This is a genomic window from Microcoleus sp. w1-18aA5, from assembly GCF_036701705.1.
In the GTDB taxonomy this organism is placed as follows: Bacteria; Cyanobacteriota; Cyanobacteriia; order Cyanobacteriales; family Microcoleaceae; genus Microcoleus.
The window spans coordinates 34,030-58,194 of sequence record NZ_JAUPTE010000003.1 but is presented as its reverse complement, the minus strand read 5'-3'; the positions used below and the strand labels follow the sequence as shown (position 1 = coordinate 58,194).

At 46.0% G+C, this 24,165-nt stretch carries 22 protein-coding genes; 15 read left to right on the top strand and 7 right to left on the bottom strand.

The genetic code is table 11. The features are described 5' to 3' along the window. Nucleotides 1-102: 102 nt before the first annotated feature. Complete coding sequence (locus tag Q5691_RS01960) at nucleotides 103-3,609, top strand: glycosyltransferase (protein ID WP_333209276.1); 3,507 nt, start codon at nucleotides 103-105, stop codon at nucleotides 3,607-3,609. A gap of 71 nt (nucleotides 3,610-3,680) precedes the next feature. After that, nucleotides 3,681-5,009 carry a GH39 family glycosyl hydrolase gene (locus Q5691_RS01955; RefSeq protein WP_333209274.1) on the top strand — a complete coding sequence of 443 codons (1,329 nt, stop codon included), beginning with the start codon at nucleotides 3,681-3,683 and terminating at the stop codon, nucleotides 5,007-5,009. 70 nt (nucleotides 5,010-5,079) lie between these two features. On the opposite strand, the gene Q5691_RS01950 is transcribed toward Q5691_RS01955, so the two are convergent. Together Q5691_RS01950 and Q5691_RS01945 are read right to left on the bottom strand one after the other, a co-directional pair. Beyond that, nucleotides 5,080-5,379, bottom strand: coding sequence for a contact-dependent growth inhibition system immunity protein (locus tag Q5691_RS01950; protein WP_333209272.1), 300 nt, complete (start codon nucleotides 5,377-5,379; stop codon nucleotides 5,080-5,082). Then, nucleotides 5,376-5,915: an RNase A-like domain-containing protein gene (locus tag Q5691_RS01945; RefSeq protein ID WP_333209271.1), complete on the bottom strand. Its 540-nt coding sequence runs from the start codon at nucleotides 5,913-5,915 to the stop codon at nucleotides 5,376-5,378. Before Q5691_RS01945 ends, Q5691_RS01950 begins: the two co-directional genes overlap by 4 nt. Before the next feature lie 317 nt (nucleotides 5,916-6,232). On the opposite strand from Q5691_RS01945, the gene rfbF reads away from it, so the two are divergent. The 5 genes from rfbF (at nucleotide 6,233) to Q5691_RS01920 (ending at nucleotide 11,044) form a co-directional block, all read left to right on the top strand. Next, nucleotides 6,233-7,009, top strand: coding sequence for a glucose-1-phosphate cytidylyltransferase (gene rfbF / locus Q5691_RS01940; protein WP_333209269.1), 777 nt, complete (start codon nucleotides 6,233-6,235; stop codon nucleotides 7,007-7,009). Between the two features lie 205 nt (nucleotides 7,010-7,214). Continuing rightward, nucleotides 7,215-8,279 (top strand): acyl-CoA dehydrogenase family protein, encoded by a 1,065-nt coding sequence (locus Q5691_RS01935; RefSeq protein WP_333209267.1) that lies wholly within the window; start codon nucleotides 7,215-7,217, stop codon nucleotides 8,277-8,279. A gap of 77 nt (nucleotides 8,280-8,356) precedes the next feature. Further along, nucleotides 8,357-9,088, top strand: a complete 732-nt coding sequence (locus Q5691_RS01930; RefSeq protein WP_333209266.1) for a cyclase family protein — start codon at nucleotides 8,357-8,359, stop codon at nucleotides 9,086-9,088. Between the two features lie 109 nt (nucleotides 9,089-9,197). Further along, the gene (locus Q5691_RS01925; RefSeq protein ID WP_333209265.1) at nucleotides 9,198-9,944 is read left to right on the top strand and encodes a DUF1995 family protein; all 747 of its coding nucleotides are present in this window, start codon (nucleotides 9,198-9,200) and stop codon (nucleotides 9,942-9,944) included. 329 nt (nucleotides 9,945-10,273) lie between these two features. Beyond that, nucleotides 10,274-11,044, top strand: coding sequence for a metallophosphoesterase family protein (locus Q5691_RS01920; RefSeq protein ID WP_333209263.1), 771 nt, complete (start codon nucleotides 10,274-10,276; stop codon nucleotides 11,042-11,044). A gap of 312 nt (nucleotides 11,045-11,356) precedes the next feature. Here Q5691_RS01920 and Q5691_RS01915 read toward each other — a convergent pair whose 3' ends face one another. Next, nucleotides 11,357-12,208, bottom strand: coding sequence for a M48 family metallopeptidase (locus tag Q5691_RS01915; RefSeq protein ID WP_333209261.1), 852 nt, complete (start codon nucleotides 12,206-12,208; stop codon nucleotides 11,357-11,359). Nucleotides 12,209-12,579: 371 nt separating this feature from the next. Between Q5691_RS01915 and Q5691_RS01910 the strand changes: the two genes are divergently transcribed. Next, nucleotides 12,580-13,104 carry a DUF4330 domain-containing protein gene (locus tag Q5691_RS01910; RefSeq protein ID WP_333209260.1) on the top strand — a complete coding sequence of 175 codons (525 nt, stop codon included), beginning with the start codon at nucleotides 12,580-12,582 and terminating at the stop codon, nucleotides 13,102-13,104. 157 nt (nucleotides 13,105-13,261) lie between these two features. On the opposite strand, the gene Q5691_RS01905 is transcribed toward Q5691_RS01910, so the two are convergent. After that, complete coding sequence (locus Q5691_RS01905) at nucleotides 13,262-14,173, bottom strand: alpha/beta hydrolase (protein ID WP_333209258.1); 912 nt, start codon at nucleotides 14,171-14,173, stop codon at nucleotides 13,262-13,264. A gap of 565 nt (nucleotides 14,174-14,738) precedes the next feature. On the opposite strand from Q5691_RS01905, the gene Q5691_RS01900 reads away from it, so the two are divergent. After that, nucleotides 14,739-15,320, top strand: coding sequence for a hypothetical protein (locus Q5691_RS01900; RefSeq protein WP_333343814.1), 582 nt, complete (start codon nucleotides 14,739-14,741; stop codon nucleotides 15,318-15,320). On the opposite strand, the gene Q5691_RS01895 is transcribed toward Q5691_RS01900, so the two are convergent. Continuing rightward, nucleotides 15,288-16,241, bottom strand: a complete 954-nt coding sequence (locus Q5691_RS01895) for a hypothetical protein (RefSeq protein WP_333209255.1) — start codon at nucleotides 16,239-16,241, stop codon at nucleotides 15,288-15,290. The two genes, Q5691_RS01900 and Q5691_RS01895, sit on opposite strands and share 33 nt — an antisense overlap. Nucleotides 16,242-16,542: 301 nt before the next feature. Between Q5691_RS01895 and Q5691_RS01890 the strand changes: the two genes are divergently transcribed. From Q5691_RS01890 to Q5691_RS01875, 4 genes are all read left to right on the top strand, one after another. Next, nucleotides 16,543-16,761, top strand: a complete 219-nt coding sequence (locus tag Q5691_RS01890; RefSeq protein ID WP_333343813.1) for a hypothetical protein — start codon at nucleotides 16,543-16,545, stop codon at nucleotides 16,759-16,761. A 608-nt stretch (nucleotides 16,762-17,369) separates the two neighbouring features. After that, nucleotides 17,370-18,272 carry an MBL fold metallo-hydrolase gene (locus Q5691_RS01885; RefSeq protein ID WP_333209252.1) on the top strand — a complete coding sequence of 301 codons (903 nt, stop codon included), beginning with the start codon at nucleotides 17,370-17,372 and terminating at the stop codon, nucleotides 18,270-18,272. A 393-nt stretch (nucleotides 18,273-18,665) separates the two neighbouring features. Continuing rightward, nucleotides 18,666-19,880, top strand: a complete 1,215-nt coding sequence (locus Q5691_RS01880) for a bifunctional riboflavin kinase/FAD synthetase (protein WP_333343812.1) — start codon at nucleotides 18,666-18,668, stop codon at nucleotides 19,878-19,880. A 178-nt stretch (nucleotides 19,881-20,058) separates the two neighbouring features. Beyond that, nucleotides 20,059-20,967, top strand: coding sequence for a MoxR family ATPase (locus Q5691_RS01875; protein ID WP_333209248.1), 909 nt, complete (start codon nucleotides 20,059-20,061; stop codon nucleotides 20,965-20,967). 203 nt (nucleotides 20,968-21,170) lie between these two features. Here the strand turns inward: Q5691_RS01875 and Q5691_RS01870 are convergent, their stop codons facing one another. Beyond that, nucleotides 21,171-22,370 carry a glycosyltransferase gene (locus tag Q5691_RS01870; RefSeq protein ID WP_333209246.1) on the bottom strand — a complete coding sequence of 400 codons (1,200 nt, stop codon included), beginning with the start codon at nucleotides 22,368-22,370 and terminating at the stop codon, nucleotides 21,171-21,173. A 391-nt stretch (nucleotides 22,371-22,761) separates the two neighbouring features. Continuing rightward, nucleotides 22,762-22,968 (bottom strand): hypothetical protein, encoded by a 207-nt coding sequence (locus Q5691_RS01865; RefSeq protein ID WP_333209242.1) that lies wholly within the window; start codon nucleotides 22,966-22,968, stop codon nucleotides 22,762-22,764. Between the two features lie 114 nt (nucleotides 22,969-23,082). On the opposite strand from Q5691_RS01865, the gene Q5691_RS01860 reads away from it, so the two are divergent. Both Q5691_RS01860 and Q5691_RS01855 read left to right on the top strand, forming a co-directional pair. Then, nucleotides 23,083-23,409: an MgPME-cyclase complex family protein gene (locus Q5691_RS01860; protein ID WP_333209239.1), complete on the top strand. Its 327-nt coding sequence runs from the start codon at nucleotides 23,083-23,085 to the stop codon at nucleotides 23,407-23,409. Further along, nucleotides 23,406-24,143, top strand: coding sequence for a hypothetical protein (locus Q5691_RS01855; protein WP_333209237.1), 738 nt, complete (start codon nucleotides 23,406-23,408; stop codon nucleotides 24,141-24,143). The genes Q5691_RS01860 and Q5691_RS01855 overlap by 4 nt, the downstream gene beginning before the upstream one ends. The last annotated feature ends 22 nt before the right edge of the window (nucleotides 24,144-24,165 follow it).

Sequence of the window (24,165 nt, the reverse complement as noted above, 5' to 3'; positions counted from 1 at the left end):
TCTCAACAGTAGAATTGCATCTGCCTTCTGCCTAACATCCGTTACATCCGTTACATCCGTTACAGAATCCGTTGCCGAACTTCCTTACCACCGATAAAATTCATGTCAATTGCAAATCTGACACCGCGAGTAAGTGTAATTATTCCAGCATATAATGGATCTCGCTACATCGCGCAAGCGGTAGAAAGCGTCATCAGCCAAACCTATAAAAACTGGGAAATTATCGTCGTAGACGACGGCTCAACCGACGACACCCGCCAAGCATTGCAGCCTTATTTTGACAAAATTCGCTATGTTTATCAGGAAAACCAAGGAGTAGCTGCCGCGAGAAACCGAGGAATTCAAGAATCCAGAGGTGAATTAATTGCTTTTTTAGATCAAGATGACTTTTTCTTGTCCGATAAGTTAGCTGGACAAGTTGCGTTATTTGACGCTCAGCCATCACTAGGAATTGTTAATAGTGGCTGGCGAATGGTTAAAGAGCAAGGCGAAAGTATTTTCGATGTCACACCCTGGGAATACTTGCCTCAGCTAGACTTAAAAACCTGGATTGTTTATATGCCCCTACTTCCCAGCGCCATGATGTTTTCGCGGCAGTGGCTGGAACGAGTCGGTGGCTTTGATTCTCAGTATGATTCAGTAGATGATGCCGACTTAATCTTGCGTTTAGCACTATCTGGCTGCGAAGCTGCTTGGTTGCCTCAAGTGACAGTATGCTACCGCCAGCACGGGCAAAATGTGTCCATCCAGAGAGCGCTAAAACAAGCAAACCTTTGTATTAAATTAAAGCAAAGTTTCTTCAGTAGAGCCGACTTACCAGAGGACATCCGCCAATTAGAAAAGCTGGCTTTTTATGAGGCTCTGACATGGATGGCGTGGCAACTTTTCTACAGCGGATATCCGGCAGAAATGACTGAGTATTTGCAAAAATCTTTGGATTATACTCCGTACTCCCTAACAGCAACTATAGCAGATTGGGTAAAGCGCATCACTGAAATTGCTAAAACCTACGGCCGCAATATCGATGCAAATTCTCTCCGAAAATTACCAGAATGGAAACAGTTAATGGCTAGTATTATTACTCCCAAAAAAGTTCGCGTCAGTGTCATCATCCCGGCTTACAACTGCGAGCGCTACATTGTCAGAGCCGTAGAGAGTGTTCTGGGCCAGACTTATCAAAACTGGGAAATTATCGTCGTAGACGACGGCTCAACAGACAACACTCGACAAGTTTTGTCACCTTACATCGATGTAATTCAATACATCTATCAAGATAACCAAGGAGCAGCAATTGCTCGAAATCGTGCTTGTAAGTTAGCACAAGGCGAATTTTTAGCTTTTCTAGATGCTGACGACTTCTTCTTACCAGAAAAACTAGAAAAACAAGTAGCTTGCTTTGACGCTGACCCCACATTAGATATGGTGCAAACAGGTTGGGTTATTGTTGGCAAAAACGACGAAGGTATCTATGGAGTCAAGCCTTGGGAAGAAGAACCAAAATTAGATTTAGAAGCCTTTGTTTTATACAAATCAGTGCGTCCCAGCGCCATGATGCTGCGGCGAGAGTGGTGGGAACGCTTGGGCGGTTTCGATCATCGCTTGCCGCCAACCGAAGATTTAGATTTTGTGCTACGTTTAGGTTTAAAAGGCTGCAAGTCAGTTTGGTTAAAAGACATATTAACGGGCTATCGTCAGCACGATACCAATCTTATGTCCAACGGCTCCAAATTAATGAAAAATACGGAAATTTTGATGGAGCAATTTTTTGCGAGGCCAGATTTGCCTCAGCACATCCGCGACTTGAAACGCGCGGAACGTTACAAGTGTTTAGTATGGATAGCATGGCGGATGTACTGCAACGGATATTTGCCAGAAATGGTCGAAAGTCTGGAAAAATCTTTGTATTACACTCGTTTGACAGGCACTGAAACTGTTTTTAATTGGCTGGAAACTTTTAAGGGGGTTTCGGAACAGTACGGCTACAACTTTGATGCCTATGCCTTAACCAATTTACAGGAATGGCAAGACATAGTGGCGATCGCAGCAAACAATCCTTATCAGTTCCAATCGACCGCCAGTTCGCTTTCTCGGCAGCAGACAAAGCACGTACTCCTGTACACAGAAGACTCAGGAGTCGGCGGTTTGGCTCAGTTTAACCACTCGCTGATGTGTAAATTAGCTGCTGATGGCTACCGAGTAACCAGCGTTCAAAGTCAAGCTTCTAATCCTTTAATTACCGAACAAAAACAGCTAGGTATCGAACATATTTGGCTAGAGTTCGACACGATGAAAGAGTTTTTGCGAATAGCTTACAATTTAGATGATGCTCAAAAGATTTACGCCCAAGCTCGACCGGATTTAATTATATTTAGTGACGGCTGGCCGATGGCTAACTTTGCAGCTAAACAAGTTGCGATCGAGCAAAATATACCGTACATAATCAGTCTGGGTTATATCAATCGCAATTATGAGACCTTCGATCGCGGCGATCAAATTCCCTATTTCGATGCAGTTGCCTACCAGTACATTGTAGCCAAAGCAGCAGTAGCAGTTTCCCACGAGAATTTAAACTTGTTCCAAAGTCTATTTAAAGCACGTCTTGAACGGGGCAAAGTAATCTATTATGGCAGACCAAATAGTTATTTTGAGCCACCGAATCTTTCAACTCGCCAACGCCTGCGTCAAGAACAAGGAATCCCCGAAGATGCTGTTGTTTGTTTCACGGCGGCGAGATTGACTCCAATTAAAGGATATCAGTATCAATTGCAGGCGATCGCCCAATTGAAAAATCGTCCGATTTGGTCGCAAATTTACTTTGTTTGGGCCGGGCCTGGGTCTACTACTCACGACAATATGGAACCTGAATTAAGAGCAACTGTGAGCCAATTAGGAGTAGAAGAACAGGTGAAATTCTTAGGACAGCGCTGGGATATTGCCGATTGGCTCGACGCCAGCGACATCTTTATTTTATCTTCCCAAGCAGAAGGAATGCCGCTAGCAATTATGGAAGCAATGGCGAAAGGATTGCCCGTAATTGCCACAGCCGTCAGCGGTATTCCCGAAGAATTGGGAGACACGGGAAAGCTACTGCCCGATCCTACAATCGATCCAGCAGGAACAGTAAAAGAGTTGGTAGAAACGGTCGAAATATGGGCAGAAAATCCCGAAGCGCGCAGGCTTGCAGGACAATCGTGCAAAGCGCGAGCCCAAGAACTATTCAAAGAAGAACGGATGCTTCGGGAATATGAAGAAATAATTGAGCAGGCATTTGTAAGTGACGATGAGAGCGATAGTTTATCTATTAGTCCGAAACTCAAAAAACAGGTACAGCAAGTGGATAGCCTGCTGAAATACTATTATTTAGTGTGGAAAGCTTGGGAAGCTTACGATCGGGGAGATATGTCCGCGATGGTGAATAATTTGCAATCTGCTTGGGCCTGCACACCTTATTTTACCACAGAAACTATCTTTGATTGGGTGAAAAATTTTGGTATTTTTGCTGCGGAAAAAGGAGTTCCGTTCGATACCAACGAGCTGATTAACTCCCGATCGTGGCAACAAGTGATAGAATCAATACAGGGTTTTGAAGTGTTGTCATACGTTCGTTAAAACTGAGTTCTTGCAGCCTTATTAGGAACGGGCTAGATGCCCATTCCACCAAACATCAACTACAAAAAAATATGCAACTTACATTCAAGTTCCCACGTATTAGTAAACTGCTGCCAATTGGTTTAGCTATTGTCACTGTTCTGTTAATAGCCTATTTGGGACAGCCAAGAGCGATCGCCCAACTGCGATCGAACGTTACAGTAGATTTTGGACAGCCAGCCACCGGTACAATTTCCATGAGCGGCATCCTGCACGGAATCGACACCGCAAAACCGCCGGATAGTTCTATCAAACCCTTGCAGCCCAAACTTTGGCGGGCGGGGAGACTCGATATTTACGATCGAGTAATCGCCAGCGGAGCCGAGTTTCAGTTAGTAGTCAGCGATTTGTGGGGCTACGGTAGCAATCCCAATGGGTGGCCCTATCAAAACTACCCTGCATGGGAAGCATTCATCCGACAGTTAGCCCAGCAAAATAAAGGCAAAAAAATTATTTGGGATGTATGGAATGAACCAGATTGGAAAGATCCATTTTGGAACGGAAGCAGAGAACAATTCTTTGAAACTTACAAAAGAGCTTACAAAATCTTGCGGGAAGAATTGGGGCCGTCAGCAATGATTGGCGGGCCAAGCCTCGGCCGCTACAGCAAAGAATATCTCGCGGCTTTTTTGGATTACTGCAAGGCTAACAAACTTGAAGTTAATTTCCTCTCATGGCACGAACTTAACGACGCGATGATTTTATTTGTTGACGATCACGTAATTGAGGCTAAACGCAATTTTCAGCAAAGTCCTTCTTACAAGGAACTGAAATTGCAAAAAATTTACGTCAACGAAATTGTCGGGAACTTAGCGCAGTACCAGCCGGGGGAAATCTTAGGTTATTTGTATAACTTAGAGTATGCAAAAGCTGACGGTGCTTGCAGAGCTTGTTGGGAGAGTAAAGGGCCAAATAAAGTTAGCAATTGCTTCAACAATACGCTGAGTGGGATGGTCACGCCTAATACTTTTGAGCCAAGAGCAGCTTGGTGGGCTTACAAAGCTTATGCTGACGGAGTTAATTCGCGGGTGCGGAGTTGGTCAAATAACAATCGCCTTGTCGCTTTAGCCAGCAAGTCAAATCATGAAGGTAAAGCACAGATACTTTTAGGTTATTTCGACCCCAATTTTTCCTCAGCAACAACGGTAACATTAACCCTCGGAAATTTGGAGCAGCTAGGTATTCAAAGGGGTCAGAAAATCACTCTAAAGTTAGAAAAGATACCCAACAATCAAGAAGGAGCCGTGCCACAGCTTGTCACAGTTAAAGAAGAAAGTTTGTCGGTGGGTAGCGGCAGCTTGGCGTATGTTATCCCTAATTTTAATGTCCACGAAGGCTACTTATTGACGGTTAGCAAGTGATATCGTTTTCGGTTGCATAAGAATTATATAGAGGACACGGCAGTGCCGTGTCCCTACAAATATATAGATTTTATCTAGGATTATTCAAAGATTTTTGCACCGATTCCAACCACTCTCGGACTGTTTGATTTTCGGATTGTGGATCGTAGTAACACCCTAATTCATCGAGGATGAATGCTTCTAAATCGGCTGGGGCGATCGGCATTTCGAGCAGTTTGCTGAGTTCTTGCGATGCAGCTTCAACACTTGCGGGCGGTTCGCTGCTGCGGTAGTTGTTCACTACATCGCTAGGAGTGTCAGCTTCTAATGGCCAGTCTTGGTGAAAGTAGGAACTGAAAAATTGGGTTAAATGAGGAAATTGATTGATCATTGGGGATAGGCTGTGAGAATAAAGTATCCGGGAGGTAATTTGGCACTGCGCTGGAGGACGATTCTCAGGCGAGATGTTGAAGTTGCTTTGGATGCGCGGCGACGCAGAGTAATGCCAATTATTCTGTTGGTGTTGTAGTCGATCGTATAACGATTGCCTCGACTTTTCACCCAGGAGTCGATCGCACTTTGATTTCTGTTCATTGCTTCTGCAATAGCCGCTTCGGCGACGGAACGATCAGTAAAAGAAGATGCTGCAGAAATTCTCGTTTCGCTTGCGAGTCGCTGTGCTAGTTCTGCTTCTGTTTTACCAACGTGTCTTTCTAAAGTGTGTCCTCCTGCTGATTCGTGAAAGTCTAATCCGCCGCCCGGTATGTTCGGCACAAAAGCTAGGGTGGTTTGTGCTATAGTTGATCCTTCCGGTACAACAACCGTGGCGTAAACACCAGGTATAGCCGATTGGAATAATATAATTATTGAGGCGATCGCACAGAGGATACCTAAAAACTTTTTTAGGCGATCGAGTTGATTTTTCATTGCTGTTGAATCTATTTCTTATATTTATAATAGGTATTTGCTGTTCTTTTGTCTATTTATTAATCGACTCTTAATAGTTAAAAATTGCGCTGTAGCCAAATATACTGTCCGCAGTACCCACCCTACTGTTAGTTAGAAATTGCGCGCAGCATTTAAATATACGGTGCGGTCGCGCGCACCCTAGAATTATTTATAAGAGTTCGTGATTTCTGCAGTTTACAAAGCTTCACTCACTATGAGAAAATGTTAATAATTCTTTGAAAAAAATCCTGATGATTGATGATAAATTAATTTATCATCTTTAAAAATGTGACAAAATGCAAGTAGTTATCCTAGCTGGCGGTCTCGGTACTCGTCTCAGAGAAGAAACAGAATTTCGTCCCAAACCCTTAGTTGAGGTGGGAGGCCATCCAATTATTTGGCACATCATGAAGATCTATGCACACTATGGTTTCCAAAACTTTATTGTGTGCTTGGGCTATCGCGGCAACATGATTAAGGAATATTTCCTCAATTATGAAGCCATGAATAATGACTTTACTATCTGTCTGGGACGCCAAAATACCATCACTTATCACGAGGAACATCTCGAACAAGATTTTAAAGTGACACTAGCTGAAACTGGCGCCGCAAGCATGACAGGAGGGCGGGTAAAACGGATCGAAAAATATATCGATCGCGAGAATTTCATGGTGACATACGGCGATGGAGTAGCTGATGTCGATATTGACGCCTTGATGGATTTTCACAAATCTCACGGGAAGCTGGCCACTGTCACTACATTTCGTCCGATTTCTCGCTTTGGAATTTTGGAGGTAGACAGCGATAGCAGCGTAGTTCAATTTACTGAAAAACCTCAAATCGACGGCTGGATCAGTGTTGGATATATGATATTTAACCGCCGGGTATTTGAGTATTTGGGGGGAGATGATTGTATTTTAGAACAAGAGCCGATGCAGCGTTTGGCGGCAGACGGAGAGTTGATGGCTTACCGTCATGAGGGGTTCTTCTTTGCGATGGATACTTTTCGAGAGTACAAGTATTTAAACGAACTTTGGGATGAAGGGAAGGCTCCTTGGAAAGTGTGGAAATAAATTAGTTTGGGGGCGAGGTTTAATTTCCGCCCCACACAAGTTTGACTAAAAATTACTATAAAATTACCTCATAAATCCGGTTGCTTCGTAGATTTTTCGTGAGTTGTCGCAAAAATCGTAGTAACTGGGTTTTTATAGCTCCCTATCCGTGGGAAATGAAACTTTCCCAAATAAGGTAAAACTCACTATAAAATAATTATAAAAAATGGATTCCCAAGATATTCTCAACAGCACAGAAACTTACCTACAAAAGTGCGTTTCACCCCACGCGGAAATTATCGACAGCGACTCCGAAGCCCTGAAAACAGCAGTTGCGGGATTGGAAGATCGATCGCTCTTAGCGTTGCGAGTTCCCCACAAATGGGGCGGTGCCGAAGTTGCACCGGAGATTTTTTACAAATATCAGGAATTGACGGCTCGATATTCCGGCGCTTTGTCTTTCCTGCAAACTCAGCACCACAGCGCAACTGCGATGCTTGCCAACAGCGACAATGAAATGCTAAAAAGCAGATACTTGCCCGCGATCGCCCAAAAAGAGTTACGGTTGGGTATTGGGTTTTCGCATTTAAGGCGATCGGGCGATCCGGCTGTCACCGCAACTCCCACAAAATCGGGCTATTTACTGTTAGGAAAAGTTCCTTGGGTAACAGGTTTTCGCTTGTTTCAAAAGTTTATTGTAGCTGCGGTACTTCCTGACGAACGCGCTGTTTTCGGTTTAGTGCCTTTTGCCAATATTGAACGCGAATCGGGTAAAATAGCTTGTAGCGAAATCCTGCAGTTAATTGCCATGAACTCGACTAATACTGTGACAGCAACTCTCGATAATTGGTTGCTGGATGAATCGGAAATAATTTCAATTAAACCTGTCGGCTGGATTTCGGAAAACGACAGCAAAAATATACTGAATTTTGTTCCGGCTACTTTTGGCTGTATTCGAGCCGGATTGGATGTAATTGCAGCAGCAGCGGCTGCTAAGAATTCACCTTTTATAACGGCAGCTTGCCAAAAACTAGAGCAAAAGCTCGATCGGCTAAAACAGAATTTCTCACAATCTCAACATAGCTCGAAAGCAGAACAATTAGCGCTGCGAGCTCAAGCCATTGATTTAGCGGTGCGTTGCGGGCACGCGGCGGTTGCAGTTTCTAGCGGTGCTGCTAACGGTGTGCTACACCCCGCCGGGAGAGTTTATCGAGAAGCTTTGGTGTATACTGTTTCCGGGCAAACCAAGGATGTGATGGAAGCAACGCTCGATCGACTAATCGAATTTTAGATTTTAGATTTTAGATTGAGTTCGCAGAAGGTAAAAAACTCAACTGTGTTTAATAAATAATAGATATATTTAACCTGATGACAAACAACTTTAAGTCAAATAACTTAAAAACTATCGCCTACAGCAAAATTGTAGACTTAACCCATGCAATTCACCCAAATATTCCCATTTGGCCAGGAGATCCAGCGACAGAAATTACCACAGTAGCTCAAATAGAAACAGACGGGTATTTCCTGCGAAAATTATCGATGGGAGAACACAGCGGCACTCACATCAACGCACCCAACAGCTTTTATGTAGGAGGCGCCAGCATTGATAATTATTCCCCGCAGTCGCTCGTTGTGCCGGCAATTGCGATCAATATCCGAGAGCAAAGTCTTGCCAATCCAGATTACACTTTAACCATAGACGATGTATTAAATTGGGAACGGCAGCACAAACTTATAGAACCTGGAAATCTAGTTTTATTGTATACTGGCTGGCAAGAAAAATGGGATAATCAGGGAGCATTTTTCAACCGAGACGATCGCGGAATTTGCCACTTTCCCGGATTTAGCAAAGCAGCAACTCAATTTTTGCTAGAAGAACGCTCTATTGCGGGAGTTGGAACCGACACTCACGGAGTCGATACCGGGCAAGATGAAAGTTTTGCGGTTAACAGATTGGTATTGGAAAAGCAGCGAATAGTGCTGGAAAATCTGGCAAATCTCGACTTGTTACCTGCGGCTGACATCACTTTAGTTATCGGAATATTGCGCCTTTTGGGAGGTTCTGGCTCGCCTGTGTCGGTGTTAGCTTTTGTTGCTTGAGGCGGTAAAACTTACATCTTGCACCATGCTCAAGAACAGGTAATTGAGAATGGTGCAATATCTCAGGTAAAATTAGATAGAGAGAAGTCGAGTAAAAACAATAAGATTAATGACAGAACTGCCCAAGGATCTCAACGAGGCAATCGCCCAATCCCGCATTGCCACCGCCGCTGCCCTCTCGGACGGCAAAACTCTACTGCAAGTCGAATTAGTATTTCCAGAAATCGCCCTGCAAGCACAGTCTATCACCTTACAATTTCTCCCAGAATTTGAGGAAATCTACCCCGGAGTAAAAGTCTTTTTTCCCGACACCGGTGCGGCAGCCCTCGCGCGCCGCGACTGGGGAGAAACACCGTTTAAAGTCACTGATTTGGGTAGTAGTCGCACCCCTGTTGAAGATAAAATAGCACCGGAAGATCAACTTTTCCTTTTGATCAATCCAGCAGCCGTAGAAGTTGCCCAAGTCGAAAAAATTTATATAGCTGCGGCAGGTCGCCCAGTAATTCTACTCAACCCCCGCCTGGAAGATGTTGCCACCATAGGTATAGGCTATGCGGGCCGCCAATTGCGCGATCGATTCCTCAGCAAAATTGAATCCTGCTACTATATCAGACCCCTAGACACTGCGGCTTTATTCCGCTGCTACCCCCAATCCTGGCAAGTGTGGCTGGAAACAAACGACGAATACGAACTAATTTCTGAAACCGCCCAAAAACCTGTCGGAGACGATTTAGAGCGGATTTTAGCCGGTTCTCTCCCAAGCGCCGATCCTGACTCCACCACACCTGCCAAACCCTTAAAAAAGAAAGGTTTTTTGGCAGAACTCCAGACATTTCTCAAAGCTTTGACTCAGTGACCATTGTTAAGGCTCGATCGTATTTTACGGTGTGTCAGCTAGGATTATTTTCGACTTAATCCGTCGGCTAATCGCTGATGCACCCTAAAGAGTGAAATAACTCAAAGCTTTGCCTCAGTAACAGCAGTTGCAGAAGCAGAATTAGCAGCTTGCCTGTGTTTCTATCAGTAGCTACGCAAACAGCTACTGGTGAGCTTTACAGAATCTTTATAAAAAGCAGTATAATGGGTGACACCCCTCCCCCGTAAAAGAGGGCAGGCAAATAACAGCAAAATCAGATGCTATAAGCTAGAGATGGGGCTTTTGAGTCAGGGAAGCGGATAAACACAATGGAGCACCGGCGCATTGTTATCGGGGACGTACACGGGCATTACGACGGCTTAATGACCCTGCTAGAGGCACTTGCCCCCGGCTTGGACGATCGCGTCTATTTTTTAGGAGACTTAATCGATCGTGGCCCCAAAAGCGCTCAGGTATTAGATTTTGTGCAGCAAAGCCCCTACCAAACTCTGTTGGGCAACCACGAACAACTGATGCTGGAGGCTTTGTCGGGGACGCCGATGGATATGCGAGCGTGGCAATCTTGGCTCTACAGTGGCGGCGATGCGACAGTAGCAAGCTACAGAGATACAGGGATGATGCCGTACAAACACTTAGAGTGGCTGCGATCGCTCCCTACGTACCGGGACTTAGGGGACATCTGGCTGGTTCACGCGGGCGTTGACCCCCATCTGTCGATCGATGAACAGTCGATCGAACAACTGTGTTGGATTCGCAGGGAATTTCACACCATGTCGAAACCCTATTTTCCCAATAAATTAATTATCACCGGTCACACGATCACCTTTACCTTTCATGGGGTTAGACCGGGCGAATTAGTCAGGGGCGAAGGGTGGTTGGATATTGACACGGGTGCTTATCATCCCAAAAGCGGCTGGCTGACAGGATTTGATCTCAGCTACCGCAGAGTTTATCAAGTAAATGTATTTAACCATCAAGTCCGAATTTTGCCGTTTGACGAAGTTGTTCGGCAATTGAAGCCGCAGCCGATTGCACCCCCGGAACCTGCGATCGATTCTGTTGTTCCACAGGAGTGTTAAATCAAGTTTTAGTTGTAGGGTATGTCAGCTTAAGTCCGATCTATTAAATCGAAATTAATTTGCTGCTGACTTACCCTAGTAACTGGATTTATTTTTTAACGAACCGCGAAGACGCGAAGATCGCGAAGTAAGAAAAGAGAAGGGAAGAGAAGAGAAAATACTTCTTGCAAAAGTCCTTTTAAGCAAAGTTTCGGACGGGCAAAATGCCCATCCCACAATAGAAAAAACTTTTTGTGGGATGGGCATCTTGCCCGTCCCAGCTATTTCTGTAAGAGGTCTAAAAGAAGAGAGTGCCTGATAGATTTACCTTTGCTACGAACCTAAAAGTCTGCGGATCTCTAGCCTGTAATCCTCATTATCTAAACCTTCACCGCTAGCAAGATCTGGATCTATAGCCTGCGAAATAGCAGCAATGCGATCGCCAGTTGCCGGGTGAGTGCTCAAAATGCTCGGAGGAGAAGGCTTATTGAGCAACTTTTTCATAAAATCAACCATCCCAGATTGAGCGTAGCCCGCTCGCCCCATAGTTTGCAATCCCAACTGATCCGCCTCATACTCAGCTTGGCGACTGTGGGGGCGCCGCAAAGCCAATTCCACCCCAATCTGAACCGCCTGAGATCGATCGAGCCCTGTCGCCGAAGCTACACCAGAAGCTATGGCCATTTGACGCATTTGTTTAATTGCGTGGCGAGCATTAATGTGAGCGATTTCGTGGGCGATCACACTTGCTAATTCTGCCTCATTGTCCGCCGCCGTCATCAAACCTTTATTCACATAAACAAAACCGCCCATTGTCGCAAAAGCATTAATATTGTCGTCGTCAATCACTTGAAAAGTATAAGGAATATTTGGGCGAGTGCTTTCTTGAGCGAGTCGTTGACCGATGCGGTTGATATATTCTGTAGTGTCGCGATCTCGGTCAATCTTAAACTCGCTGTTCGTTAACTGCTGATTAATTTGTCGGCCAATAGTCACCTCTTGGCGATCGGACATATTCGACAATTGAATAACTTGAATGCCGCGAAAAATTAGTTCAGGCAAAGAAAATGCTTGAGTGGGTTCCGGGGAAACCACCCAGATACCCGCAGCCACAATCAGGGACAGAAACAGATAAATCCCCCGGCCACAAGTATGCCGGCAAGTCAACCAAAAACTTTTTAACATGAGTGATAGGTGCCAGAAGTTAGATAAAATTGTAGGAAAAACTCGAAAAGTCACTAAATAGGCAGACGTAATTTGAGGCTGCTTAGTTGCTATTCTAGCTTTTTGTCAATTTTTAACGGCGCCACCAGCTTATGGGCGATCGAGCCAAGGCCAACCAACCGCTGTCAACTCCCTTCTGGGTTAAGTGCCCCAGTCATGCGGATTTTGGGCGATCGTTGTGGTAATATCTTTTAGCTTCATGACTTACGCATCAATAAAGTATGTCATTGCCAGCGGTAGCTCAGCAATAGCAGCATCTGTTTTTCATCGATGTCTGGGTAAGTCCTGAGCTTGTAAACATACTCCTGTCGCTATCAGTATAATAGGCGATTATGAAAATTTTGGATTCTCAAGGCCGACTGTTCGGCAAACTCAGCATTCTAGACGTAGGTGCGGCTCTGATCGTACTGCTAGTTGCAATCGGAATCTTTTTCTTTCCCGGCACTTCTGGCGGTTCCGTCGCCCAAGTCGGCACCAGTGTCAAACCTGTAGAAATTGATGCAATTGCGATCGGTCTCAAAGGAACAAACGTTCAAGATTTGTTCAAAACAGGTGATAAAATCAATGTGGTGATCCGCAATCAACCCTCCGGTCAGATTACCATCAAATCTGTCAAAACTCTCACCAGAACCCTAGCAGTTCCTCAGCCCAACGGCACTCTGAAAGCTCTCCCCGATCCAAGAGAAGAAGAAGCTTTCAGCAAAAATATGATGTTTACCTTAGAGGGAAAAGGTCAACTTACTGAAAATGGCCCGGTTTTAGGTAATACGAAAGTCAAAATTGGCACCACGCTAGAGCTTGAAGGTAACAAGTACATTTTCAACGCCAGCGTCATCGACGTGCGAGTAAAAGAATAATTAGTAGTCAGTAGTCAGTAGTCAGTAGTCAGTAGTCAGTAGTCATTAGTCATTAGTCATTAGTCATTGCTAATGGGGAAGGGGGAAGAGGGAATTCATATTCCTTCTTCCTTCTTGCTTCTTCCTTCTTGCTTCTTCCTTCTTCCTTCTTCCTTCTTTACCCTTCCGAAAGCAATTTTAAGTATTGCCGAAGTAAGCCAATCGTAACAGCGGGAATTTCTAACTGCGGAGTCAAACCTACGTTTTCCAGAGGTTGAAAAACTTTGATTGCTTCGGGGTTGAGATTTGCCAACCGCTGGCCGATATCGGGCCCGGTAAACTGCGATTTTTCTCCCCAAATAATCGCTGTCGGCGTTGTTAGCTGAGTGATGTACAGCGACAAGTCAAAGCACAAATCTCCCCGCACAAAAGACAGGGCGGCATATTCTGCATTTGGTTCCAAAGCAGATTGGAGGTAAGCATCAACAATTTCTTGGTAAACGCGACGCGAATCGGCAAATTGGCGTTGTTCTAGGAAGCTACGGATGCCGCCGTCTGTGGCGATTCCGGTACTGTAGAGCAAGCGATCTAATATCGGCGTGTTGACTAGCTTAGCGAAGAAACTGCTGCCGTAATCTTGTCCGAAGTCCGACAAACCGCTGGGTATGGTCAAAATTAGGGATTTGAAGAGATCCGGCCGTGCGATCGCAGCTCGAATCGCGATCGCCCCTGTTAGCGAAGAAGCAATCACCTCTGTCGGACTGTCGCAAGTTTTTTCGAGAAATTCGATCAAAGTTGTGATATAATCTTGAACCTGATAATTTCTTGCCGGATGTTCCGATCGCCCCCAACCGATTAAATCCGGTGCTAAAATTCGATATTCTGCCGCAAAAGCCGGATAAACTTTCGACCATTCGTAGGCACTCGACCCGCCGCCAAAACCGTGAAAAAATACTAAGTTCGGCTTATTCTTATTTTCCGAAGTTGAGGTCGGCAACCCCATCCAAGGCATTTTTTCAGCAGTGTAGTAGACCATTCTGCCGAGAGAAGTAACTATTGATCGCTGACCGAAGCCGAGGGGTACAAGCATAAACTAACCTTAATCGCTGTTATATTTTAGATTCTTTTCCATCGCCCCGTCTTTGTTTAAAAAACTTGCAAAGCTGGTGGCGTTTTTGTAAAGATTGAGTAATGATTTAAATCTATTTTAGTACAGGTGAAGCGTGAAACTACAGACAGCAAGTAAGTTTTGCGATTTGGGCAATTCGGCTGTGTAGTTATCCTTACCCTTGCAAACTAGCGCCGATCGGAGATAATAGCAAAATGATGGGTGAGACCCCTCAACAAAATAGAGTCTGTTCGCCAACCCCGAAAGCAGGCGCTCGGAAAGGAGGAATATTAGAACTCGCTTTCAGGCAGGCGGCAGGTTGGCCGACGCTCGCCAATCACAAATCATTAATCACGATATTTTGCGGAGCAGTGGCTTTTGAGGTCGAAAGTCTTTGTTGGATGGCGGGCGATGGGGTTTCGATTCCTAATTGCAAGTTTGGCAATCACTGGCATCGCCGTTATCAATTCCAAAACAGAAGAAACAACTAATCTCAGGGAGGTCTACTAAAATGCAACTGCTCAGAAAAAGGGATCGCGAGGGTTTTATGGTTGATGCGAAAAGTCTTCAATCAGACGGGTTTGCAGAATTTGACACAGCCTATCGAAGCATGGATTTAAACAGCAAAAAGTCTTTGGTCGCCACTCCAGAACGCTCAGGCGCGGCTTCAGATGTGCGATCGCGCGCCACAACGGTACCTGCGATCGTCCGCGTAGCTTTAGAAGACTTGAAATGCTTTGAAGTAGTAGAACACCAGTTTGCACATTGGGGGGTGACTTTTAGCAATGCCGTCGCCATCCAACCTTCAAACCCAGCATTTTTCACTGGTTCTGGGGCAACAGTGTTAATGGGGGCCCCCAAAAGCGGACTGATAGAAGTAACTTTTAAGTATCCAGTTCGCTGGGTGTCAGGGCTTGTCACCAGTTCGCGACGAACTGTTTTATCTGCTTGTGACATTGACGGCAACCCAATTGTTCAGGATGAAATGCCTGCGCCCAATCTGGTCGGGTCTAATTCTCCGATCGCCCCTAGGGCTCCCCTGCGCGTAAAAGCTCCGAATATTCATCGAATTAGTTTTTACGCTTTTGATGGTCAGCTAATAGTCGATGACTTGATTTTTGGATTTTAAAGCCATGCCATAAGTAGTGTCCCAAGTCTGCAAACCTTCGAGAAGGGCATTGCGGACTACAGCTTCTGGTTCCCGACTCAGCATCAGGCGAAAGCACTCCGCAGCGCGGGAACGGGCGATCCTCTGCGAGGGCTCTGCTAACGAACTTTTGACAGAGCTCACAGCACCAAACCCACCCTGATTCACCAAATCGGTCATTTGCCGCACAGCAATTAAACGCTTCACGGGGTCAGCATCAGTCAAATCCGCCAAGATGCGATCGAGCGCCACTTCATCTTTTGCGGCCCCCAGACTCAACCCTTGCCGCAGTAACAGCCCTGCAATCGCGATCGTCCCCAAATTCTGCAAAATTAGGCTCAAAGCCATCCAGTGGCTGCTTGAGTCCGCCCAAACCGCCAAACTCATGTAAGCGCCCAAGGTAGCAATGCCGCCGGTGCCGACGGCTAAAACGAACCGACGGTTCGGGCCATCCCAAAATTGCTCGCCTTTTGCCCGCAGCAATTGCCAGTCCCACGACTGCCCTCGGTAAACCAGCATCATCGCTGCTATCCCCAGGCCTGTGGAAAACAGTAACTGACTGTTCCACCACCCCCAAACTGCTGCCAGGGTGACAATTCCCAGCCAACCTTTTGAGCGAGTCAAACTCTCTAGCAGCCATTTGAGAAACGCAGTAGAAACCACAGGCGATCGGGCCCACTCGCTCTTGCCATCTACCCTCCGGCGTCTTGTTGCGGCAGTGCGGTCTGTGGCTGTTGGGGCTCCCGGCAGGCGATCGTCCAAACTAAATTCTCTCAAAGCTTGACCATCAGTTATTTCTAAAGACAGGTCGCTCAACGGAAGATTACCGAGTTCTAAAGTGCGATCGGACACTTTCACAGGCGATCTATTCAGCTTGGTTGTAGTTTTTTTAACTTGATTCATACTGACTTTTTGGAAAAATAACTTAAAGTTATCCAGGCTTTTTTAGCACTGATTTAGATTCTCGGCAAATAAGACTCTAAGCTTCTATGATACCGGAAATTCAACCCCGTGGCGAGTACCGGAACTGCGCCGAATTCCGAGAAATCCTTACCAAAAATAGAGCACTTGAAGATTTTTGAGAAAATCACGAGAGGTTAACAGCGAATATTTCTGCATCACTCTGGAGACAGAATGGCGATCGGAGTTGGCATGATGGCAAAAAATCGAAATTTTTTAATTTCCGAAAATAGGGGAATTTTGAGTGATTCAATTCGTCCGCCAAGAAATGCACGACGAAAATTTAGCCTTTTGCCAGCAGGCCCGGACTCTCGCTGCTACCCCGGTGTCAGATGAGGCTGGGTTCAGCTTGACCGCTTGCGGGACGAACCGCAGCCTCCGGGCGGGCCGAGAATCCAGACAGTATTGGCGGATAATTAATAGCAGAAGCATTCCTAAACTGCTAAGATTTTTGAATTATTAATGGGAGTTGAGTTAATTAAACCGGGTTCGGGGTAAAAACGACTCCCTGATGCTCATGGGCAGCGGTTAAATGGCCGGAGCATCTCCAGTCGGGTAAATTAACCGTCATTCTTGTAGAGGCGTCTTTACGCCCGATCGGCAATATTAGCCAGATATCGGCGCAATAAAAGTCCCGACATCTGCATATTATGGTTGATCGACCGGACTAGATAGCAGGAAGCCCATCATCCGCGTTCTAACCCGTAAAGCAGCAAGGCAAACAACCGACCGCGCGATCGTGTTCGCCAAGTGCGGAGGCTGGAAAAACAGCGGCTTTTGACCAAACTAATACAGAACTACTGCCCCAAAGTGTGTCTGCGGAGGTTAGGCTAGTGAAGAGACGAAAAGAATAGTTACGATCGAGACTTCATTAGTCTACCTTGTAATTTATTGCTCAGTTGTCAAGCCCAACAGTTTTGCATTCTCGCGATGAGCGAGACTCTTGGCACTTCCAACAAGTGGGGAACTCGACCGTCAAAGAACTTGGGTTTGATGGTAAAGCCCTTAGTAATATGTAAACACCTTATCGATAACTCGCCAACTCGCCGGAACAATCTTGCAAGAAAACCCATGTCTAGTATGCAAAACCAATTCACGGTTCACTTCTGGGGCGTTAGAGGTAGCATAGCGTCTCCCGGGGCAGAAACAGTACGTTACGGGGGCAACACGCCCTGTGTAGAAATGCGAGTGGGTGACAGTCGCCTAATTTTCGATGGCGGTACTGGATTGCGGGTTTTGGGACAAACTCTCCTGTCCCAGATGCCCGTAAAAGCTCATATGTTTTTTACTCACTCTCACTGGGATCACATTCAAGGATTCCCATTTTTTGTCCCAGCTTTTATTCCTGGGAACTGCTTTCACATCTATGGGGCTATTGCTCCTAATCAGGCTACTATCCAGCAGCGCCTCCATGACCAGATGCTGCACCCCAATTTTCCGGTACCCCTGCAAATTATGGGGGCAGACCTGAAATTTAACGATATAGAAGTGGGCAAACCGCTGGAAATCGGAGAGATTAAGGTGGAAACTGCTTTGCTGAACCATCCTGGGGAAGCTATAGGCTACCGCGTCAACTGGCGGGGGTATGCGGCTGCTTACGTGACTGATACCGAACATTTTCCCGATCGTTTAGACGAAAATGTGCTGCATTTGGCTCAGGATGCTGAGGTGCTGATCTACGATGCTACTTATACCGATGAGGAGTATTATGCCGAGAAGAGCAGCAAGGTCGGCTGGGGACATTCGACTTGGCAGGAAGCGGTGAAGGTAGCAAAGGCTGCTAATGTCAAAAAGTTGGTGATTTTTCACCACGATCCGCTGCACAATGACGAGTTTTTAGACAGGGTGGGAGAACAAGTGGCTCAAAGGTTCCCGAACAGTTTGATGGCGCGGGAAGGTTTGTCGTTACAATTGTTGCCTCCTAATAACGATTTGTCTGAAGCGTCGGTGCAAGCGCCTCAAGTTCATGTCTGATGGATTTGAGCTTGTCAGATGGTTCTGAAATCTCGATCGGTGAAATCTGACATTTAAGCGAGGTCTGACCGAAAGCATTTAGGATACAAGCCCCCGGATTCATTCCGAAAGCAGACTCATGGCCCAGAAATAAAAAACCTGTATCCGATAAATGAACCCCCGAATTTATCTCGCGCAAGTCAATGCTTCAATCGAAAATCGAAAATCGAAAATCGAAAACCGATTGACCTCACTTAAAGACGGATACCGTGCCACTTACTTCTGTCGTGGAAAACCAAAAAGTTTAGACCAAAGTTCAAGCTTCCAGATTTATCTGTGGAGTCAATTCTAAAATCTAAAATCTAAAATCTAACATCGACTGGCGATCGCACTAAGTATGTCAAAATTTTAAGCGTGTGGGTAACTTCTTCTTGTACCGCTGCTCTGACTCCAACTTCTGTTGCCTTGGGAAACTTTGATGGTTTGCACCTAGGGCATCGACAAGTCGTGCAGCCAATTTTAAATCGATCGCCTGAGCAAAATTCTGCGACGATTCTTGCGTCGGGGCCAAACTTGCGCTCCTACGCTGGCAGAGATGAAAATTTGGAAAGCGAACCTCCGGCGACCTGCTACAACGACTCAGCAGCACCGCCCGATCGAGCCGGCAGCAGCCATAATTTCGATAGTTTGATAGCCCCCAAGGCAGATGGCAACAGCCTCTCTGGGATCGATTCTGATGGGGTCGATCGGCTTTACAGCACTGTGGTGACATTCGATCCGCACCCGCAAGAATTCTTTACGGGTCAACCGAAAAAACTGCTGACGCCTCTGGCAGAAAAGGTAGAATTGCTCGCAGCAATGGGCGTCGAGCAACTTGTGCTGCTGCCGTTCGATCGAGAATTGGCGGCTTTGACTGCTTCTGAGTTTGTCGAGGAAATTTTGGTGCGACAACTAAAAGCGAGTCGAATTAGTGTGGGGGTGGATTTTCGGTTTGGACGGGGACGCGCTGGGACGGCTGTGGATTTGCAGTCGATCGCCTCTGGTTACGGTATTGATGTTGCTCTTGTACCCCTGCACAATTGCGGTGAGGGCGATCGGATCAGCAGTTCTGCAATCCGCGAAGGTCTGGCATCAGGCGACCTCACAAGAGCGAATCAGTTGCTGGGGCGACCTTACAGTTTAGTCGGGACTGTGGTTAGGGGACAGCGGCTGGGTAGGACGATCGGATTTCCTACTGCTAATATCGAACTGCCGCCGGAAAAATTTTTGCCACGTTTTGGCGTGTACGCGGTGCGAGTCTCGGTGAAGCAGGGAGGGGAAAAGATGGAAGATCGAAGTTCTTCCTATCAGCCGGAAAATGCCAAATCTCTAATCCCCGGAATAGCATCAACTTTATTTTTTGTCAATGGGGTGATGAATGTTGGCTGCCGCCCGACAGTAGACGGCCTGCAACCCACTGTGGAAGTTCACCTGTTAGATTGGTCTGGGGATTTGTATGGTCAAACCTTGAGTGCGAGTTTGGTAGAGTTTTTGCGACCCGAACAAAAATTCGCTTCTCTGGATGCTCTCAAAACTCAAATTCAGGCAGATTGCGATATTGCTAGAAGCCTCTTAACTGCTAAAGTCTAATAATTATGTGATCTAGAACAGGCGATCGCTTTTAAAAATGGTGCAAGATGAGTCAGACTAAATTCTAGTTGTACAAATACGAAGTCCGCAAGGCAAAGACTCAAGATTTTGGCAATCTTGATATCTTTTCAACAATTAGCAATTAGCAATTCGCAATTAACAATTAGAAATCAGGGATATGAGACAACATATTGAGCGGCTCAAACAAAATCTAGGCAAAACTATTGTTGGCAAAGCCGATGCTATTCGCTTGGTGTTGGTAGCGGTGCTTTCCGGCGGACACGCGCTGCTAGAAGACGTGCCTGGTGTGGGAAAAACGCTGCTGGCGAAGTCTTTGGCGCGATCGATCGATGGCAAGTTTCAGCGGATTCAGTGCACTCCCGATTTGTTGCCGACGGATATCACCGGTACTAATATTTGGAATCCGCGCAGCGGAGAGTTTGAGTTTTTGCCCGGGCCAGTTTTTGCTAATGTTTTGCTTGCCGATGAAATCAATCGGGCGACGCCACGAACTCAGTCAGCTTTGCTGGAAGTGATGGAAGAAAAGCAGGTGACAGTAGATGGAGTTTCTCGAAATGTTCCGACGCCGTTTTTTGTGATTGCGACTCAGAACCCGATCGAATATCAAGGCACTTTTCCCCTACCGGAAGCCCAGATGGATCGGTTTACTTTGTCTTTGACTTTGGGCTATCCCGCTGCGTTGGAAGAGTTGCAAATGTTGGAACGGCTTTCTGATAGTTTTGCTGTTGAAGATTTGCAGCCTTGTATTTCTTTGGAAGAAGTGCAGGAATTGCGTCGTTTGTGCGCTGGTGTGAAGGTGGAAGCCTCTTTGAAACAGTATATTGTAGATTTAGTGCGATCGACGCGAGAGGATGAGGAGATTACTCTGGGGGTGAGTCCCCGGGGTGCGGTGGCTTTGCACCGGGCATCCCAGGCTTTGGCATTTATGGAGGGCCGGGATTTTGCTACCCCGGATGATGTGAAGTATTTGGCGCCACACGTACTTTCTCACCGGTTGATTCCGGCGGGGGGAAGAAGGGCTAAGACGATTGTTGACAAGTTGTTGCGGTCTGTTCCTATTCCTTAAAAAGTTTGTAAGTAGGTTGTTTTATTTAAAGGAACAGGCAAGATGCCTGTTCCACAAACAATTACAGCTTAATTAAAGGAACAGGCAAGATGCCTGTTCCACAAACAATTAATTTTCCTGTGGGGTGGGCAGGATGCCCACCCTTGAAAGACTTCTTAATAATGATGCAAGATGTCAGTTAATCAATAGGTTTTGCACCATTCTCAAGGACTCTCAAACAGCGCCACTAATTTTTTTGCCTCTAAATCAACATTGTGTTGTTGAGCAACTCTCTCTGCTCCTGTTTTCCCCATTTGTTCTAGTTTTTCTACAGGTGCTTCCAATACCGCGCGCATTGCTACGGCTAATGCTTCTGCGGAACCGGGAGGAACTAACCAACCGCAAACACCGGGTTCTACGAGCTCCGGGATGCCAGCAACATAGGTGCTAATTACGGGCCGATTGAGAGCGAGGGCTTCCATAATTACGACGGGCAAACCTTCAGCAAAACTAGGCAATACCATTGCCCGTGAAGCTAAAATCTCTTGCTGAACTCGATCGCCACTGGCCCAGCCGGTAATTTCTATATGGTTTTGCAGGCCGAGTTGCTGAATCTGCTTCTCAATATCCGATCGCAGTGGCCCGTCTCCTACGAGTACCAACTTAAACTCTAAGCCTTGAACTGCTAGCAAGTTAGCAGCTTCTAGCAATAACAAATGACCTTTTTGTTCGCTGAGCCGGCCAATGCAAGCTAAGCGGGGTGCTGCGGGTATGGGGACGTAGGGTGCAGCTAAAAATGCAGCATCTACGCCGCAGTGTATGACGTGAATTTTTGACCAAAAAGTGCGATCGCACCACCGAAAAAGCTGACTTTTACCGAAGGAACTAACTGCTGCTACAAAGGTCGATAGTTTAATTTTTTCGTCTAAGGAAAGAAGTGTAGCTTTATCAAATTCTTCCGGACCGTGAACGGTGAAACTGTAAGTCGGGCCGCCAAGGACGCGGCACAGCATTGCGACTGTTGTAGAATTTGTCCCGAAGTGAGCGTGAACGTGTGCTGTACCCGATTCTGCAAACCAATTTAAAAGAATACAAGCTTCTGCTAAATAAGCTAGATGCAGCAAAATCCCCCGTTCCGAGTGCCAGCCAACTTTGAACATTAACCGCACAGCTTCGATGAATCGAATTGGTCTAGTTGCGGCAACGCGCAGCAAACCCCACGCTAACCCCTGTACACCAACTCCTAAGATTACTTTAGTCAATTCTTGCTCTAGTTTGTCGGCCTCATCAACGAGTTCTGACTCGCACGATCGGATCGAAAAACGTGCGACTTTCATGCCGCAATTTTCAACGGCTAGCACTTCTCTGCGGACAAAGCTGTGGCTGACTTTGGGATATTGGTTAACTAAATAAGCGATGTTCATGAACGGGGAGAAAATTTTATGGTAAAACTTAGATTAGTTTAGCCTTTGGCTGCATTCGGTGGGCAACAAATTTAGCTGATTTGTTGAGCTTATTTGAGCAGGGGCGAAGGGCGATCGCTTTTGGTGGGATGGGGGAAGTGACAGCGGGGCGATCGCTATTCCGGTGATAGCAAATCCATCCACACATTTTACATTTTTAATACAATAGTCACGACAGTTTTTAGGTAGTAGTCACAAACCCTTGATTTTCATGTAGGCAGCGCGATCGCCGAATCGCCATGAAAGCCTTTTTTTAGGGTTAGCCATTAAAAACTGTCCGAAGTGTTTTCATATCCAAACTACTCCCAATCAGATTTGACAGCCCCAGATTGTCTCAATAATTGGTAATTATTTAACGTGCAATTCCATCTAATTTCCTATTGTCACCTAAATTTTCCCGAAAATCACCAGCCCGAAAAATAATCGCCCAAATCCCCAAAAAACCAGCAACTCTCGCAACTCTCACAACTCGCCCAACACTAACCACCAAAGATTTTTCTGAGGCGACTTGCTCTGCATCTACCCAAGATGACAGCAAATAAGGTAAAGTAAACGGCACAAGAGTCTAGAACTCTCCAACGACCGCAACTCGGCAAACCCGCCCCTGACCAGCAAAACTGGCCGGTACAGGCGGCATTAACCGCTAACCGTCAACCCCTAACAACCGAGAAAAATGCAAACCTACTACTACGTTTTAGCCAGCCAACGCTTTTTGCTAGAAGAAGAAGCCCTAGATGAAGTGTTTAAAGAAAGAACCCGCAACTACAACGAACAAGAAAAACAAATAGACTTCTGGTTGGTCAAACAGCCGGCTTTTATAGAAGCACCGACAATGACAGAAGTTAAAGCAAAATGCCCTCAGCCAGCCGCTGCTATTATTTCTACCGATCCAGTCTTCATCACCTGGTTGAAACTGCGATTAGAATATGTACTGACAGGTGAATTTCAAGCACCGTCAGCAACTATTCCCGATGCCCTCGCATCCCTACAGACAGCATGAATAAAAGAGCAGAATATCCGACAAAACAACTAACAACAATTAGGGGTAAATTGTACAAATTTATTTTGTCTCTTCCCCTATTTTCTGCTACTTCGATCGCCCTTTTGGTATTGACAATTTTATCGAGTTCTGTTAAGGCTCAATCGAGCTGCCAACCGCCCCAGTCCGATGAATATCTACTGTTAATTGTCACCCCAAAACCCGAACAGCAAGAAAGAGCAAAACGCTCTTTCCCTGGAAATACTAACAACACAGTTTGTCGGTACATCAATGACACGGTGACGCGAGTTGGTGGCTTTCGCGACTCGCAAATCGCCAGCGATTGGGTTAAATACATCGAAGATGTTGTCGGATTGCAAGCTTACGTAGTACGATCGCCCGCAGCGGCACTACCCCAAAATTTGCCAGTCTACAACCCTCAGCCAGCACCAGGTTCTGAACCAATCACCAATTCTCCAACGGGCAATCTTGCCTTCAATCCCCAACCCCTCGGCCCTGGTTATGCAGTGTTAGTAGATTACTTCAACCAGCCTGAATTAGCCGCCCAAGTCAGGCAAGCATTAGGCACGCAAGTAGGCTTAGCTTCCTACGGCCAGCGTCCCTTTTTATTCGTCGCTTATACAACGGATCAAAACGCCGCTACTGATGCGGTAAAAGCATTGAGCGATCGAGGTTTTTGGCCGATGTTAGTAGACAGCCGTCGAGTTACCGTAATTGCTCCCGCTGTTCGCTAAAATATAAAAGTTGGCAATTAAA

What these genes read in the sequence shown, in the direction of transcription:
- Q5691_RS01960 (WP_333209276.1), top strand. Translation starts at nt 103, where the DNA reads ATGTCAATTGCAAATCTGACACCGCGAGTAAGTGTAATTATTCCAGCA.
- Q5691_RS01955 (WP_333209274.1), top strand. Translation starts at nt 3,681, where the DNA reads ATGCAACTTACATTCAAGTTCCCACGTATTAGTAAACTGCTGCCAATT.
- Q5691_RS01950 (WP_333209272.1), bottom strand. Translation starts at nt 5,379, where the DNA reads ATGATCAATCAATTTCCTCATTTAACCCAATTTTTCAGTTCCTACTTT.
- Q5691_RS01945 (WP_333209271.1), bottom strand. Translation starts at nt 5,915, where the DNA reads ATGAAAAATCAACTCGATCGCCTAAAAAAGTTTTTAGGTATCCTCTGT.
- rfbF (WP_333209269.1), top strand. Translation starts at nt 6,233, where the DNA reads ATGCAAGTAGTTATCCTAGCTGGCGGTCTCGGTACTCGTCTCAGAGAA.
- Q5691_RS01935 (WP_333209267.1), top strand. Translation starts at nt 7,215, where the DNA reads ATGGATTCCCAAGATATTCTCAACAGCACAGAAACTTACCTACAAAAG.
- Q5691_RS01930 (WP_333209266.1), top strand. Translation starts at nt 8,357, where the DNA reads ATGACAAACAACTTTAAGTCAAATAACTTAAAAACTATCGCCTACAGC.
- Q5691_RS01925 (WP_333209265.1), top strand. Translation starts at nt 9,198, where the DNA reads ATGACAGAACTGCCCAAGGATCTCAACGAGGCAATCGCCCAATCCCGC.
- Q5691_RS01920 (WP_333209263.1), top strand. Translation starts at nt 10,274, where the DNA reads ATGGAGCACCGGCGCATTGTTATCGGGGACGTACACGGGCATTACGAC.
- Q5691_RS01915 (WP_333209261.1), bottom strand. Translation starts at nt 12,208, where the DNA reads ATGTTAAAAAGTTTTTGGTTGACTTGCCGGCATACTTGTGGCCGGGGG.
- Q5691_RS01910 (WP_333209260.1), top strand. Translation starts at nt 12,580, where the DNA reads ATGAAAATTTTGGATTCTCAAGGCCGACTGTTCGGCAAACTCAGCATT.
- Q5691_RS01905 (WP_333209258.1), bottom strand. Translation starts at nt 14,173, where the DNA reads ATGCTTGTACCCCTCGGCTTCGGTCAGCGATCAATAGTTACTTCTCTC.
- Q5691_RS01900 (WP_333343814.1), top strand. Translation starts at nt 14,739, where the DNA reads ATGGTTGATGCGAAAAGTCTTCAATCAGACGGGTTTGCAGAATTTGAC.
- Q5691_RS01895 (WP_333209255.1), bottom strand. Translation starts at nt 16,241, where the DNA reads ATGAATCAAGTTAAAAAAACTACAACCAAGCTGAATAGATCGCCTGTG.
- Q5691_RS01885 (WP_333209252.1), top strand. Translation starts at nt 17,370, where the DNA reads ATGTCTAGTATGCAAAACCAATTCACGGTTCACTTCTGGGGCGTTAGA.
- Q5691_RS01875 (WP_333209248.1), top strand. Translation starts at nt 20,059, where the DNA reads ATGAGACAACATATTGAGCGGCTCAAACAAAATCTAGGCAAAACTATT.
- Q5691_RS01870 (WP_333209246.1), bottom strand. Translation starts at nt 22,370, where the DNA reads ATGAACATCGCTTATTTAGTTAACCAATATCCCAAAGTCAGCCACAGC.
- Q5691_RS01860 (WP_333209239.1), top strand. Translation starts at nt 23,083, where the DNA reads ATGCAAACCTACTACTACGTTTTAGCCAGCCAACGCTTTTTGCTAGAA.
- Q5691_RS01855 (WP_333209237.1), top strand. Translation starts at nt 23,406, where the DNA reads ATGAATAAAAGAGCAGAATATCCGACAAAACAACTAACAACAATTAGG.